Annotated in this window: 12 protein-coding genes; 5 read left to right on the forward strand and 7 right to left on the reverse strand. The window is 74.0% G+C overall.

Annotated features, from left to right (window positions below; genetic code table 11):
• Positions 1-3 precede the first annotated feature (3 nt).
• A complete protein-coding gene (locus OG447_RS21470) occupies positions 4-912 on the reverse strand; it encodes a DUF4328 domain-containing protein (RefSeq protein WP_266938466.1) in 909 nt (302 codons plus the stop codon).
• 186 nt (positions 913-1,098) lie between these two features.
• Between OG447_RS21470 and OG447_RS21475 the strand changes: the two genes are divergently transcribed.
• Positions 1,099-4,089, forward strand: a complete 2,991-nt coding sequence (locus tag OG447_RS21475) for a phosphodiester glycosidase family protein (RefSeq protein WP_266938467.1) — start codon at positions 1,099-1,101, stop codon at positions 4,087-4,089.
• A gap of 99 nt (positions 4,090-4,188) precedes the next feature.
• Here OG447_RS21475 and OG447_RS21480 read toward each other — a convergent pair whose 3' ends face one another.
• The 3 genes from OG447_RS21480 to OG447_RS21490 form a co-directional block, all read right to left on the reverse strand.
• Positions 4,189-6,171 (reverse strand): ABC transporter permease, encoded by a 1,983-nt coding sequence (locus OG447_RS21480; protein ID WP_266938468.1) that lies wholly within the window; start codon positions 6,169-6,171, stop codon positions 4,189-4,191.
• Between the two features lie 170 nt (positions 6,172-6,341).
• Entirely contained in the window at positions 6,342-7,160 is an 819-nt protein-coding gene (gene modA, locus OG447_RS21485; protein ID WP_266938469.1) for a molybdate ABC transporter substrate-binding protein, read from the reverse strand.
• Positions 7,161-7,351: 191 nt separating this feature from the next.
• Positions 7,352-7,747, reverse strand: coding sequence for a molybdopterin-binding protein (locus tag OG447_RS21490; RefSeq protein ID WP_266938470.1), 396 nt, complete (start codon positions 7,745-7,747; stop codon positions 7,352-7,354).
• Between the two features lie 134 nt (positions 7,748-7,881).
• On the opposite strand from OG447_RS21490, the gene OG447_RS21495 reads away from it, so the two are divergent.
• Positions 7,882-8,283 (forward strand): RNA-binding S4 domain-containing protein, encoded by a 402-nt coding sequence (locus OG447_RS21495; RefSeq protein WP_266938471.1) that lies wholly within the window; start codon positions 7,882-7,884, stop codon positions 8,281-8,283.
• Positions 8,284-8,356: 73 nt separating this feature from the next.
• Here the strand turns inward: OG447_RS21495 and OG447_RS21500 are convergent, their stop codons facing one another.
• The 3 genes from OG447_RS21500 to dhaK all read right to left on the reverse strand — a co-directional run bounded on the left by OG447_RS21500 (position 8,357) and on the right by dhaK (position 10,655).
• On the reverse strand, positions 8,357-8,764 hold the full coding sequence (locus tag OG447_RS21500) for a PTS-dependent dihydroxyacetone kinase phosphotransferase subunit DhaM (RefSeq protein ID WP_266938472.1): 408 nt from the start codon (positions 8,762-8,764) through the stop codon (positions 8,357-8,359).
• Positions 8,761-9,456, reverse strand: coding sequence for a dihydroxyacetone kinase subunit DhaL (dhaL, locus tag OG447_RS21505; protein ID WP_266938473.1), 696 nt, complete (start codon positions 9,454-9,456; stop codon positions 8,761-8,763). The genes OG447_RS21500 and dhaL overlap by 4 nt, the downstream gene beginning before the upstream one ends.
• Before the next feature lie 194 nt (positions 9,457-9,650).
• Positions 9,651-10,655 carry a dihydroxyacetone kinase subunit DhaK gene (gene dhaK, locus OG447_RS21510; protein WP_266938474.1) on the reverse strand — a complete coding sequence of 335 codons (1,005 nt, stop codon included), beginning with the start codon at positions 10,653-10,655 and terminating at the stop codon, positions 9,651-9,653.
• Between the two features lie 389 nt (positions 10,656-11,044).
• Here dhaK and OG447_RS21515 point away from each other — a divergent pair, with 389 nt between their 5' ends.
• From OG447_RS21515 to OG447_RS21525, 3 genes are all read left to right on the forward strand, one after another.
• On the forward strand, positions 11,045-12,142 hold the full coding sequence (locus OG447_RS21515) for a sugar ABC transporter substrate-binding protein (RefSeq protein WP_266938475.1): 1,098 nt from the start codon (positions 11,045-11,047) through the stop codon (positions 12,140-12,142).
• A 269-nt stretch (positions 12,143-12,411) separates the two neighbouring features.
• The gene (locus OG447_RS21520; protein ID WP_266938476.1) at positions 12,412-12,600 is read left to right on the forward strand and encodes a hypothetical protein; all 189 of its coding nucleotides are present in this window, start codon (positions 12,412-12,414) and stop codon (positions 12,598-12,600) included.
• A gap of 75 nt (positions 12,601-12,675) precedes the next feature.
• Positions 12,676-13,299 (forward strand): GNAT family protein, encoded by a 624-nt coding sequence (locus OG447_RS21525; RefSeq protein ID WP_323181808.1) that lies wholly within the window; start codon positions 12,676-12,678, stop codon positions 13,297-13,299.
• Positions 13,300-13,308 lie beyond the last annotated feature (9 nt).

The raw sequence follows: 13,308 nt of genomic DNA on the forward strand, positions 1-13,308 counted from the left end.
GCCTCAGACCGCGGCGTACGGTCCCTGCGCGGCGTAGGTGTTCTGCATGGCCGTGAGCTTGCGCACGAAGAGCACGGCGAGCACGGCCGCGACGACCGTGAGCAGGTCGGAGACGATGCCGAGGGCGAAGGCGTCCCGCAGCTCCTCGGGGGTCTCGGCGTTCATGTACACCCGGCCGAAGACCTGGCTGACGACCTGCGAGAGCACCCACACCAGCCACCAGGCCGTGAGGGGTGCGGTCGAGACCTGGCGGGAGGCGCCGTCGGGCCCCAACTGGGTGCTGGCCGCCCAGATCTGCTTCGCCGTCCGGTAGGGCATGACCAGGTTGGCGAAGGGGATGAACCAGCCGCCGATGGCCCAGCCGCGGCTCTGGCTGAAGCCGTCGCGGCGGAAGATCTCCGCGTTGCAGCGCACGCGGTAGAACCAGACGATGAAGACGGCCGCGATGGAGAGCAGCGCCAGGACCTGGAGGATGCCGGCGAGGCCGTTGAGGAGGTCGGCCTGGTCGAGCGAGTCGTCGGAGACCGAGTCGGGTGCCGCGATGACGTCCTTCATCAGCGAGAAGCCGAACGCACTGGCGCCGGCCGAGAAGAGGTCGATGACCGCCGAGACGGACAGCAGCACGGTCAGGGCGGTCGCCAGGCCCTGCGGTGAGCGCAGTACCTCGACGGGCCGCAGCGGAGCGGGGTGCGGCTGAGCGGTCCAGTCCGGCCGTCCCGGCAGCCCGGGCTGCCCGGGCGAAGGCGCGGCGGCGTACGGCGCGCCGCCGTACGCGGGCGCGCCGCCGTATCCGGGCGCGGCGTACGGAGCCCCGGCGTACGGAGGATGGCCGGGCGGCGCCGGTTGGGCGGCGTACGGCCCAGGGACGGGGCCCTGGGGCGGCGGCGGTGAGCCGGGCGCGCTGAAGGACATGACGGAGTACCCCCCACGGGAACGTGTGACCTGCGAAATGGTGCCCACTGGCACGGCAGGCACCGCCGAACATATGTCAGCCCAACGGCCGGGTCCAAGCGATTCCACGGGCGGCCGAACGGCTGAACCCCAGGTCCGGCCGGGTCGCTGCCCCCGCGCCCGCGCCGTATGCCCCATCCTGCCCAGGTGCCGACCCTCCGCCCGCTGCTGCCCGTCCTGCTCGCCGTGGTCCTCAGCGTTCCGGCACACGCCGCACACGCCGCACACGCCGCACACGCCGCACACGCCGCACACGCCGCACGAGCCGACGCGCAGGACGAGGGCATCGAGACCGCCCGGACCACCCGGCAGATCGCGCCCGGGATCCGGCTGGAGTCGTACGACCGGCTGGAGGCCGACCGCCGGCTGCGGATCGACGAGCTCGTCGCCGACCTCGGCGGGAGCACCGGCGTACGGGCCGAGTACCTCGGCGGCAAGGGCACCGTCACCGTCGCGGAGGCCGCGGCCCGCCACCCGGCCGGCCCGGGCCGGCGCGTGGTCGCCGCCGTGAACGGGGACTTCTTCGACATGCTGGGCACGGGCGCGCCCCTCGGCCCGGGCCTGGGTGCGGGACGGCTGCTGCACGCCCCGGCGCCCGGAGGCCGGGCCGCCGCCTTCGACGCCGACGGGACCGGCCGGGTCCTGCGCATCGGACTCGCCGGGAGCGTCACCCTGCCCGGTGGCGCGGTGCGCCCGCTGGCCGGGTACAACGCGGCCCGGCCGCCCGCCGAGGGCTTCGCCGCGTACACCGCCGACTGGGCGGGGAACGCGATCGGGATCCCGGACACCGGCCCGGGCGCGGCCGTGGAGCTACGGGACGGCAAGGTCGTCGCCGTGGAGGTGCGGGACGGGGAGGCCGCCGCTGTGGCCATGCCGGACCGGTCGGCGGTGCCGGCCGCCGCGCAGCGGACCGTACGCCGCCCCGAGCGCCGCGAGCGCCCCGCACCCGGCACCACCCTGCTGGCCGCCCGCGGCGCGGCGGCGGCCGAACTCGCGGCCCTGCGCCCGGGAGACGCGGTGGCCGTCGACGCGAGGGCCGCCCCCGCGACCGGGCCCGTGCCCCTCGCGGCCGTCGGCGGACGGGAACTCCTCGTCGTGGCCGGCGTCGCGCGGAACCACGACGGCAGGACGAACAACATCGCCGCCCCGCGCACCGCCGTCGGATTCTCGCGCGACGGACGGCGGTTGCACCTCCTGACGGTCGACGGCCGGCAGCGCGACAGCGGTGGGCTCACCCTCACGGGCCTCGGCCGCATGCTGCGCCGGCTCGGCGCGTACGAGGCCCTGAACCTCGACGGCGGCAGCTCCTCGACCCTGCTCGCCGGGCTGCCCGGGACGAACACCCTGGCCCTGGAGAACGCCCCTGCGGAGGGGCAGCTCCGCGCGGTCGCCAACGGCCTCGTCCTCACCGCTCCGGCGGGCTCCGGCCGGACCACCGGCTTCCGGGTGGAGGCCCTCGGCGGCGGCCCGGCCGGCGCCCCGGCCGCCACGCGGCTCTTCCCCGGCCTGACCCGCAGCCTCACGGCCACCGGCCACGACGAGGCACTCGGCCCCGCCCCGGGCACACCGCGGTGGTCGGCCACCGCCGGCCGGATCCGCTCCGACGGGGTCTTCCGCGCGCCACGCACCGGCGAAGCGACGGTGGAGGCCCGGCGCGGGACCGCCCACGGCACGCTCCGCCTGGACGTGCTCGGCCCGCTGGCGCGCCTTCGGCCCGTACCGGCCCGCATCGGGCTCGCGAGGGCGGGGGAGAGCGCGCGATTCGCCCTGACCGGGTACGACGCCCAGGGCGCGGCCGCTCCCGTCGAACCCCGCGACGTCACCCTGGACTTCGACCGGTCGCAGTGGAAGGTCACCGCTGACGGCCGCGGCGGCCTCACCGTCACCGCTCTCGTCCCGCACGCCACCGGACGGCTGCGGGCCACCGTCCCCGCCACCGGGGCCACCGCCGAACTGGCCCTCGGAGTCGGCCTGGTGACCCTTCCGCTCGCCGACCTGGAGGACGCCGCCGCCTGGACCGGGCCGGGCGCCGCCCCGGCCGAGGGGAACCCCGGCCGCGGGATCGCCCTGGACGTCGGCGGCACCCCGGCGGCCGCGACCCCGCCGCGTCCGCTCCCCGTACCGGAACTGGCCCGGTCGGTGACGCTCCGGGTGGCCGGGGACGGCTCGGGCGCCCGGCCCGCCGTGGAGTTGGCCGATGCCGACGGGACCGCCCTCACCGTGTACGGGCCCGCCGTGGACTGGACCGGCTGGCGGGAGATCACCCTCCCACTGCCCGCCACGGCCGAGCACCCCCTCGCCGTGACCCGGCTCACCGCGACCCGGGGGAGCCGCCCGGGGCGGCTGCGCCTGGACACCCTGGCAGCCCCGACCCCGCGCACCGGGCCGGCCGCCCCCGAACGGGCCCGCACCGACCCGATCGTGGCCACCGCCGCCGAAGTCCGGGCCCGGCCCTGGCGGTTCGCCGTCTCCGCAGCGAGGCGCGGCACCGGACTCCACGGGCCCGGCCCGACCCGGAAGACAGGCCCTGGGTCGTGTCGTCGAAGTGGCGTCTGGCTGTCGGGGTCTGGTGCGCACGCTCGCCGCGTTGTCGTCGGTCGCCGATGCTCCGCATCGACTCCCTCCTCCGCCTTGCGATCGCACGCACCAGACCCCGACAGCACCGCCCTACGGGCGGCCGACGCCACTTCGACGACACTCCCTGAGGCCGACGGAGCCGACCTCGTGCTGACCGGGGCCGAGCCGCAGCCGTTCGTGCACCGGGGCGTACGGTTCCTCCCGCTGGACACCGCCCGGCGCACCCTGGCCGGGGGCGGACTGGCCCGGCTGCGGGCCCTGCGCGAGGCCCTGGCGGCCGCCACCCGCGAGCCGGGCACGGGCGCACTGGCCGTCGTACAGCGGTACGCGCCGGGCACCGTGGACCGCGGCGAAGCCGCGCTCCTGGCCCGCTCCCTCGCGGAGTTCCGCCGCACCACCGGCAAACGGGCCGCCGTGATCACCGTCGGGGCTCCGCGCTTCGCCGCCGCACGGTCCGAGGGAGTCCTCACCCTCGACACCGGCCCCACCGGCCACACCCTGGTCGGGGCGGACCCCTTCCCCCCACCGGGCTGCGACTGGCTCTCCGTACACCCGCGGTGACCGCCCTCGACCGCACGGGAGCAGTACGCGGGAAACCCTGAAAGCCTCGGTCCCAGCCGGACGACGCTCCTTCGGACCTGCTCGTCTAGTGCTGTGGCACTAGAGGCGCACGAGCGTGACCTCGGTGGCCTTCACGCTGGTCCACACCTCGGCGCCGTCGACGATGCCCAGTTCGGCCGCCGCCTCCGGAGTGATCTCCGCGACCAGGTCGGGCGTCTCGGCGGACGCCACCAGCACGCGCAGCCGGCTGCCGACCGCGGTGATCTCCCGTACGGCGCCCGGCCACACGTTGCGGGGACTGCCGTCCGGGCGCCTGCGGTGCACGGACACCGCCTCCGGGGCGATGATCGCGAGCGCCTCGGCCCCCTCGGGCAGGGCCTCGGCGACCACCAGCCGGCCCCCGCCGGCCAGGGCGAGGCCGTCCGCCGATGCGGTGCCGGGCCAGGCGTTGCGGCCCAGCATCCGGGCCACCCACGGGGAGCGGGGGTGCCGGGTCACCTCGGAGGGCGGCGCGTCCTGGAGGGTGCGCCCGTCGGCGAGTACGAGGACCCGGTCGGCCAGCGACACCGCCTCGACCGGATCGTGGGTGACGATGAGGCAGACCCCGCCGAAGCCGGCCAGGTGCGCGCGCAGGGTGTGCCGGACGCGCGCCCGCGTGGTCTGGTCGAGGGCGGCGAGGGGTTCGTCCAGCAGCAGCAGCCGGGGCCGGGCTGCCAGGGCGCGGGCCAGGGCCACCCGCTGGGCCTGGCCGCCGGAGAGCTGGGCGGGCTTGCGGTGGGCGAGGTGGCCGACGCCGAGCCGGTCCAGCCACGCACGGGCCTCGTGGCGGGCCTCGGCGCGCGGCACCCGGCGGGCGCGCAGCCCGTACGCGGTGTTGGCCTCGGCGGTCAGGTGCGGGAACAGGGCCCCGTCCTGCGGGACCCAGGCCACCTGGCGCTTGTGCGGGGGCAGCGCGGTGACGTCGGTGTCGCCGAGCCGGAGTTCGGCGTGGGCGCGCGGGGTCAGGCCGAGCAGGGCGCGCAGCAGGGTGGTCTTGCCCGCGCCGTTCTCGCCGACGACGGCGATGGTGGTGCCGGGTTCGGCGTCGAGGGTGAGCTGGTTGAAGCCGGTGACGGTGGCGTGCAGGGGCCAGTGGCCGCCGTCCGGCAGCGCGTGGCCGGTCCCGGTACCGGTCGTGGCCGGGGCCGCGGGCAGGGCCGGGGCCGGAGCGGTGGCGGTGGCGGGGTGGTGCGCGGCCGGGTCCTCGGCAGCCGGGGGCGCCCCCACGGCCCTGCGGTCGACCGGCGTACCCGTCCAGCGGCCGCGCAGGGCGATCAGTACGCCCATGGCGATGGCGAGGAGCAGCAGGGAGACGGACGTGGCGGCCTCGGGCTGGTCCTGGAGCAGCAGGTACACCTGGAGCGGCAGGGTCTGGGTGGTGCCGGGCAGGTTCCCGGCGAAGGTGATGGTCGCGCCGAACTCACCGAGCGCGCGGGCCCAGGTGAGCGCGGCGCCGGCGATCAGCCCCGGCGCCACCATCGGCAGGGTCACCGTGAAGAACACCCGCACCGGCGGGGCGCCGAGGGAGGCGGCGGTCTCCTCGTAGCTCTGCCTGAGGCCGCCGAGGGCGCCCTCCAGGCTGATGACGAGGAAGGGCATGGCGACGAAGGTGGCCGCGAGGACGGCGCCCGACGTGTGGAAGGGCAGGGTGATGCCGAAGGTGTCCTCCAGCCATGGCCCGAGCAGCCCGCGCCGGCCGAAGCCGAGCAGCAGGGCCACGCCGCCGACGGTCGGCGGCAGCACCATCGGGAGCAGGACGAGCGAGCGCACCAGGGCCTTGCCCTTGAACTCCACGCGGGCCAGCAGCCAGGCGAGCGGCACGCCGAGGAGCAGCGAGAGACCGAGGGCCCACAGCGACACCACCAGCGAGAGCTGCAGCGCCTCGACCACCCCCGGACTGCTGAGATGGGTGCCGAGCTCGCTCCACTGGGTGCGGACGAGGATGCCGATCAGGGGCAGCAGCAGGAACGCGACGGCGAGCAGCGCGGGGAGCGCGAGGGTCACGGGGAGCCGGGTGCGGGTGCGGGTGCGGTGTCTGCTCATGAGGGGTTCCTGGCGGGGAGGTTACGGCGGCGGGGAGCAGCGTACGGCGGTGGAGGTCGCTGCCGGGGCGGGACGGTGACGAGACGGCCGGGACGGCCGGGACGGTGACGGGACGGCCGAGGGGGCTGCCCGTCCCCCCGGACCGGGCAGCCCCCTCGGAGTGCGGAACGTCAGGCCTGCTGGAAGCCCGCGTCCTGGAGGATCTTCTGCGCCTCCGGGGTGCTCAGCCAGGCCACGAACGCGGCGGCGGCGTCGGCGTTCTTGGACTGCTTCAGCGTGGCGGCCGGGTAGGAGGCCACCGCGTTCTGCTCGTCCGGGATCTCGACGGCGACGACCTTGTCGCCGGACTTGGCGGAGTCGGTCTTGTAGACGAGGCCCGCGTCGGCCTCGCCCAGCTCGACCTTGCTCAGCACGGCGCGTACGTTCGGCTCCTGGGAGACGGGCTTCACCGTGACGCCCTGCTTGTCCAGGATCTCCTTGCTGTACCGGCCGACGGGGACCTCGGGCGCGGCGAGCACGACCTTGACCTTGGTGTCGGCGAGGTCCTTGAGCTCGTCGATCTTGAACGGGTTGCCCTTGCCGGCCGCGATGACCAGGCGGTTCTTGGCGATGATCTTGGCCTCGCCGGTCTCGGCCTTCAGCCCGTCCATCGTCTTGGTGTCGGCGGTGACCAGCGCGTCGGCCGGCGCACCCTGCTTGACCTGCGCGGCGAGCTCCTGCGAGCCGGCGAAGGAGAAGGTGACCTTCGTCCCCGGGTGGGCCTTCTCGTACGCGGCACCCGCGGTCTTGAAGACGTCGGTGAGGGAGGACGCGGCGAGGACGGTCAGGTTCGCGGCCTTGGGCTCGGCGGAGGCCGGGTTCGGGGCGCTCGCGGAGGAGTCGGCGGCGGGCTTCTTGTCGTCGCCGTTGCCGCACGCGGTCAGCGGCAGGAACAGGGCAGTGGTCAGAACGGCGGCAGCGGCACGGCGGCGGTTCATGGTCGCGGACATGAGCGGAGTGCTCCTCGGTCGGGTCGGCGGCCGGCCGGGTGCCGGTTCGCGCGGTGGTGACCCGCGCCGGTGACGGGCGGAGCGGGTGGGGACGTTCGGTGGTGCTGAGCGGGTGGCGTGGGGACCGCGCCCGCACGTACGAGGGACGGTGCGGGCGGCGAAGCGGGGACGGCGGGTCGGGCCGTCCTGCCTCAGGTGCGGTCGATGTGCACGCTGGTGGACTTCACGCGGGCGGTGGCCTGCATGCCGACCTCCAGCCCGAGCTCCTCGACGGCCTCACGCGTCAGCAGGGAGACCAGCCGGTGGGGACCCGCCTGGATCTCGACCTGAGCGGCCACGTCGCCGAGCGTGACGGCCGTGACGATGCCGGGGAAGGCGTTGCGTGCCGAGGTGTAGGGCTCTCCGTCCTCGCTGTGGGCGCCCTGGCCCACCTCGATGGAGAACGTGGCCAGGTCACGGCCGTTGATCAGGCGTCGGCCGGCTTCGTCGCGATGGGTCACGACCCGGCCGGCGTCGGCCCAGCGGCGCGCGGTGTCCGGGCTGACGCCCAGCAGGCGAGCCGCCTGTCCGATGGTGTAGGACTGCATGTGCGACAAGGTAGGGGTAGCTGTCCCGCATTTGCAATTCTCTTGGGATGATCTGCATGGCAGGTGCTAAGCACGTTGTCGCATCTGCCAAAAGTCATTCCGTTCTCACCGGTCCGCCTCGCTAAAGTCGGAGCATGGCTGATGAGGTAACGGGAACGGGCGCGGGAGCGGATGCAGGCACGGTCCGGGTGGACGCGTGGATCTGGTCCGTGCGCCTGACGAAGACCCGCTCGACCGCGGCGACCGCCTGCCGGGCGGGCCATGTGAAGGTCAACGGGGAACGCGCCAAGCCGGCGCAGGCCGTCCGCGCGGGTGACGAGGTACGGCTCTTCCACGCGGGGCGCGAGCGGATCGTGGTGGTCCGGCGGCCCGTGTCCAAGCGGGTGGGCGCCCCGGTCGCCGCGGAGTGCCTGATCGACAAGAGCCCGCCGCCGCCGACCCCCGTGGAGGCCGCCGTGGTCGGCACCCGCGACCGCGGCGCGGGCCGGCCGACCAAGCGCGAACGCCGCGAGATCGAATCCCTCCGCGGCCGCTGACCCCGACCCCCCCTCCCCGCCCCCACTGCGCCGGCCGGGGAGGGGGTCCGGCTACGGTCCTGGCGGACCCGGCCTAGCCCTTGCGGTAGGAGTACGCCTCGGTCGCGGCCGCTTCCACGGCGGCCAGCGGGGCTCCCGCGGAGGCGGCGACCACCGCCGCCACCGCGCCCTCCACGAAGGGTGCGTCGACCAGGCGGGACCCCGGCGGCAGTTCGTCCTCCAGCAGCAGCGCCTTCACCGTCAGCACCGAGCTCCCGAGGTCCGCCAGCAGCGCGACCCCGGCGCCCCCGTCCGCCTCCCGCGCGGCCGCCACGATCCGTTCCGCACTCGTGCCGAGGCCGCCGTCGGCCGTTCCGCCCGCCGCGGTCACCGGGGCCACGGGTCCGCCCGCCGCCAGGCCCCGCGCCAGTGCCGCGACCGACTCCGCCACCTCGGCGCTGTGCGACACCAGGACGATCCCGACCACGCCGGCCCCCGTCACAGGGCACCGTCCGCCGCGTCCGCACTGTCCGCCGCGTCCGCCGCGTCCGCCGCGTCCGCACTGTCCGCCGCGTCCGCACCGTCGGCCGCATCCGCCGCATCCGCCGCATCCGCGAGCGCCCCCATCAGCAGCGCCGACGAGGTCGCTCCCGGATCCTGGTGCCCGATGCTGCGCTCGCCCAGGTAGCTGGCCCGGCCCTTGCGTGCCCGCAGGGGCACCGTCGCCCGCGCGCCCTGGTCCGCGGCCGCCCCGGCCGCCCGGTACGAGGTGCTCAGCGCGCCCACGCCCGGTACGAGCGCGTCCAGCATCGTCTTGTCGCCCGGGGCCGCTCCGCCCAGCTGCGCCACCGCCCCCACCCCCGCGTACAGGGCCTTGCGCAGCTCCTCGTCGGACACCTCGGCGGCGTCACCGAGTTCCTTGCCGGTGCGCCGCAGCAGCGTTCCGTACAGCGGGCCCGACGCCCCGCCGACCGTCGAGATCAGGGTCCGCCCCGCCAGTTGCAGCACCGCGCCCGGTGACTGCGGCGCCTCCGCGTCCAGGGCCTTCCGTACGGCCGTGAAACCGCGCAGCAGGTTGCTCCCGTGGTCGGCGTCCCCGATGGGGGAGTCGAGCTCGGTCAGATGGTCCGCCTCGCGCTCGACCGCGGCCGCAGTGGCCGTCATCCAGCGCCGGAAGAACTCTGTGTCACGCACCGGATCTCCTTGCCTCGCCTTGCCTCGCATCGCCTAGTGCTGTGACCGTAAAGGTTTGCCGGGTCGCGCCGCCCGGCACGGCACCTCGCCGCGTTGTCGGACCGCGCCGGTACGTCCAGTACGGGTCGCGGCCCTCCGCCTTGCGATGCACCGCACCGGACGACGCGACCCGGCAAACCTTCCCGGCCACAGCACTAGCGTCCCCAGCGCAGCGCCGCCGTCTGGACGGGCGCGTCCCACAGCCGCAGCAACTCCTCGTCCACGCGGCACAGCGTGACCGAACAGCCCGCCATGTCGAGGGAGGTGACGTAGTTCCCCACCAGCGTCCGCGCCACCGGCACGCCGCGGGCACCCAGCAGGTGCGCGACCTCCGCGTGGAACCCGTACAGCTCCAGCAGCGGCGTCGCCCCCATCCCGTTGACGAGCGCGAGCACCGGGCCGTCGGCCGGACCCACCTCGGCCAGCTCCTCCAGCACGGCCCCCACCGCGACCTCCGCGATCTCCCGCGCCGGCATCATGGGACGCCGCTCCCGGCCCGGCTCGCCGTGGATGCCGATCCCCAGTTCCAGCTCGCCGTCGGGCAGTTCGAAGGTGGGGCTGCCCTTCGCGGGCGTGGTGCAGGCACTGAGCGCCACGCCGAAGCTGCGCGAGGACGCGTCGACGCGCCGGGCGATCGCCGCCACCCGTTCCAGGGGCGCCCCTTCCTCGGCGGCCGCCCCCGCGATCTTCTCCACGAACAGGGTGGCCCCGGTGCCGCGCCGCCCGGCCGTGTACAGGCTGTCGGTCACCGCGACGTCGTCGTCGACCAGGACCCGTTCGATGCGCAGGCCCTCCTCCTCGGCGAGCTCGGCGGCCATCTCGAAGTTGAGCACGTCCCCCGTGTAGTTCTTGACGACGAACAGCACCCCCTGCCCGGAGTCCACGGCCCCGGCCGCCCGCAGCATCTGATCGGGCACGGGCGAGGTGAACACCTCCCCGGGGCAGGCGGCCGACAGCATCCCGTACCCCACGAACCCGGCATGCAGCGGCTCGTGCCCGGACCCGCCCCCGGAAACCACCCCGACCCGTCCGCCGTCCCGCGCGTCCCGCCGTACGACGACCCGCCGCTGCACGTCGACGTCCAGCTCGGGGTGGGCGGCCGCCATCCCCCGCAGGGCGTCGGCGACGACCGTCTCCGGACTGTTGATGAGCATCCTCATGGGTATCTCCTGGTGAGTGACAGGTGACTCTCTGAGTAATGTCCGCGCAGGTCAGACGCCTGAAAGCAGGTCCTGGCGGCCCTGCTGCCGACCTCTGGCCGCATTCGATGACGCGCCGTCAGTCTATGAGCCGGCCGCGCACCGGTACCGCTGACGGCCGCGGCGCGTATCGGCGCTGACGCCCCCCTCCTTCTTTTCATAAGTTGAACTGCTTCCATCGAGCCAATAGGGCAGAAAAGGCGCATAGAAGACTGGAACCCAGAAGGATGGAGGGCCGATGACAACGTTGCTATCTCATTAAGAATTCACTTCTTGACGATGTTCGCGGCGCCGAGTTGACTCCCTCTATCCGGCCGCAAAGACACGGCCTCATCAGGGGGGTTTACATCGTGAATACACATCTGGGTCGTGCGGTCGTTGCTGTCGCCGCTTCCGCGGTCACCCTCTCGCTGGCCGCCTGTGGCGGCGCGGAGGGCACCGACGGAGGAGCGGCCGGGCGTGACGCGGTCAGAGTCGGCCTGCTCCTGCCGGAGAACGGGACCGCACGCTACGAGAAGTTCGACAAGCCGCTGATCGAGAAGGAGGTCGGCAAACTCACGCGCGGCAAGGGCGAAGTGGTCTACGCCAATGCCAAGCAGGACGCCGCCCTGCAGAATTCCCAGGTCGACGAAATGATCGCCAAGAAGGTGAACGTCCTCATCATCGACGCGGTCGACGCCAAGGCCATAGCCGGCGCGGTCAAGAAGGCCAAGGAGGCCGGTATTCCGGTCGTCGCCTACGACCGGCTCGCCGAGGGCCCGATCGACGCCTACACCTCCTTCGACAACGAGGACGTCGGCAAGGTCCAGGGCATGGCGCTCCTGGAGGCACTGGGCGACAAGGCCAAGGACAGCCAGATCGTCATGGTGAACGGTTCGGTCACCGACCCGAACGCCAAGCTCTTCAAGTCCGGCGCGCACTTCGTCCTCGACGGCAAGGTGAACATCGGCAAGGAGTACGACACCGTCGAGTGGAAGCCGGAGAACGCCAACGCGAACATGGCGGCCGCCCTCTCGGCGCTCGGCAAGGGCAAGATCGCCGGCGTCTACTCCGCCAACGACGGCATGGCGGGCGGCATCATCGCCGCCCTCAAGGCCGCCGGGGTCACGGCCCTCCCCCCGGTCACCGGCCAGGACGCCGAACTCGCCGGTGTGCAGCGGATCGTCGCGGGCGAGCAGTTCATGACCGTCTACAAGCCGTACGCCCCCGAGGCCGCGGCCGCGGCGGAGATGGCCGTGGCGCTCGCCCAGGGAGAGAAGATCGACGGGATCATCAACCAGATGGTCGACAGCCCGACCACCAAGGGCGTGCCGTCGGTGCTCATCCCCGGCGTCGCCCTGACCAAGGCCAACGTCAAGTCCACGGTGGTCGACGACGGCGTCTACACGGTCGCCGAGATCTGCACCGACAGGGTCAGGGCCGCGTGCGAGGAGATCGGCCTGAAGTAGCAAGGCCAGGGCGCCGGTAGCCCGGTACCCCGCCAGTACCCCGGTATCCAGGTATCCCGACTCCCTTCCGCTCCGTCGCTGTGAACTGAATCACAGCGGCGGGCCGTCACGGTTCGCCGGTGCGCCGTGTCTCGATGGGCAGCCGAAGAGAGGAGCCGCCTGTGATGCCGGGGTACCAGCGCCCGCGCGTGGTGGGGGTGGGCCATGACTGAGGACGCCCTCACCGGGCACCGCCGGTCGAACGTGTCATCGACGCCCCGATCGAGGACGTGTTCGCCTGGCTCACCACGACCACGAACTACACCGAGTCGCCCCTGATCCTGCGCTGCCGCCTGACCCGGCACGGCGAGTCCGCACCTTACGGAGTCGGCGCGGTGCGCAGCCACCTCTGGCTGATCGGCTGGTTCCGGGAACGCATCACCCGCTACGAAACCCGCAGCCGCGGCGGAGCGTGCTGAATCCCCCGGCCCGCCTACCCGTCGCTGCTGCGCAATTCGGTGGTCGCCCCGGCCGTCGGCCCGTAGCATCCGGCCGTGAGCGAGAACGAGATGGGCAGCGAGCGCGATGACGCGGACGCAGGGGCCGACGCGGACGTGGCGACGGGCAGGGTGCCGTGCTGGCGGGGGAGGGCAGTCGCCTTCGCGCCGCTCGACGTCGACGACGCCGAGCTGATGCACGGCTGGCGGTCCGACCCGGTGGCCGCCCACGAGATCGGCCTCTGGCCGCGTTCGCTCTCGGCGCTCCGCGAACGGCTGGAGCGTGACCGGGACGATCACGACCGGGACGACTTCCTCGTCCTGCTCCCCGACGGCACCCCGATCGGCCACATCGCCCTGGTCGACCAGGACATGGTCGACGGGACGGCGGAGGTCCTCCTGATGATGGACCCCGGCTACCGGGGCCGGAGTCATGGCACCGACGCGCTCGACGCGCTGACGGACTTCGCCTTCGGTGAACTGCCCATGCAGCGCCTCCAGGCAGTCACCCACACCACCAACACGGCCGCGCTCACCGTCCTCGCCAGGGCCGGGTTCGTCCAGGAGGGCATACGCCGCTCCGCCTGTCTGCACCGCGGACGCCGGCTCGACGTAGCGGTCCTGTCGCTGCTCCGCGGCGAGTGGGAGGCGCTGGCACGCCCCAGGTCCTGGGACGCCTGACACAGCACC

The sequence above is a fragment of the Streptomyces sp. NBC_01408 genome (assembly GCF_026340255.1).
In the GTDB taxonomy this organism is placed as follows: Bacteria; Actinomycetota; Actinomycetes; order Streptomycetales; family Streptomycetaceae; genus Streptomyces.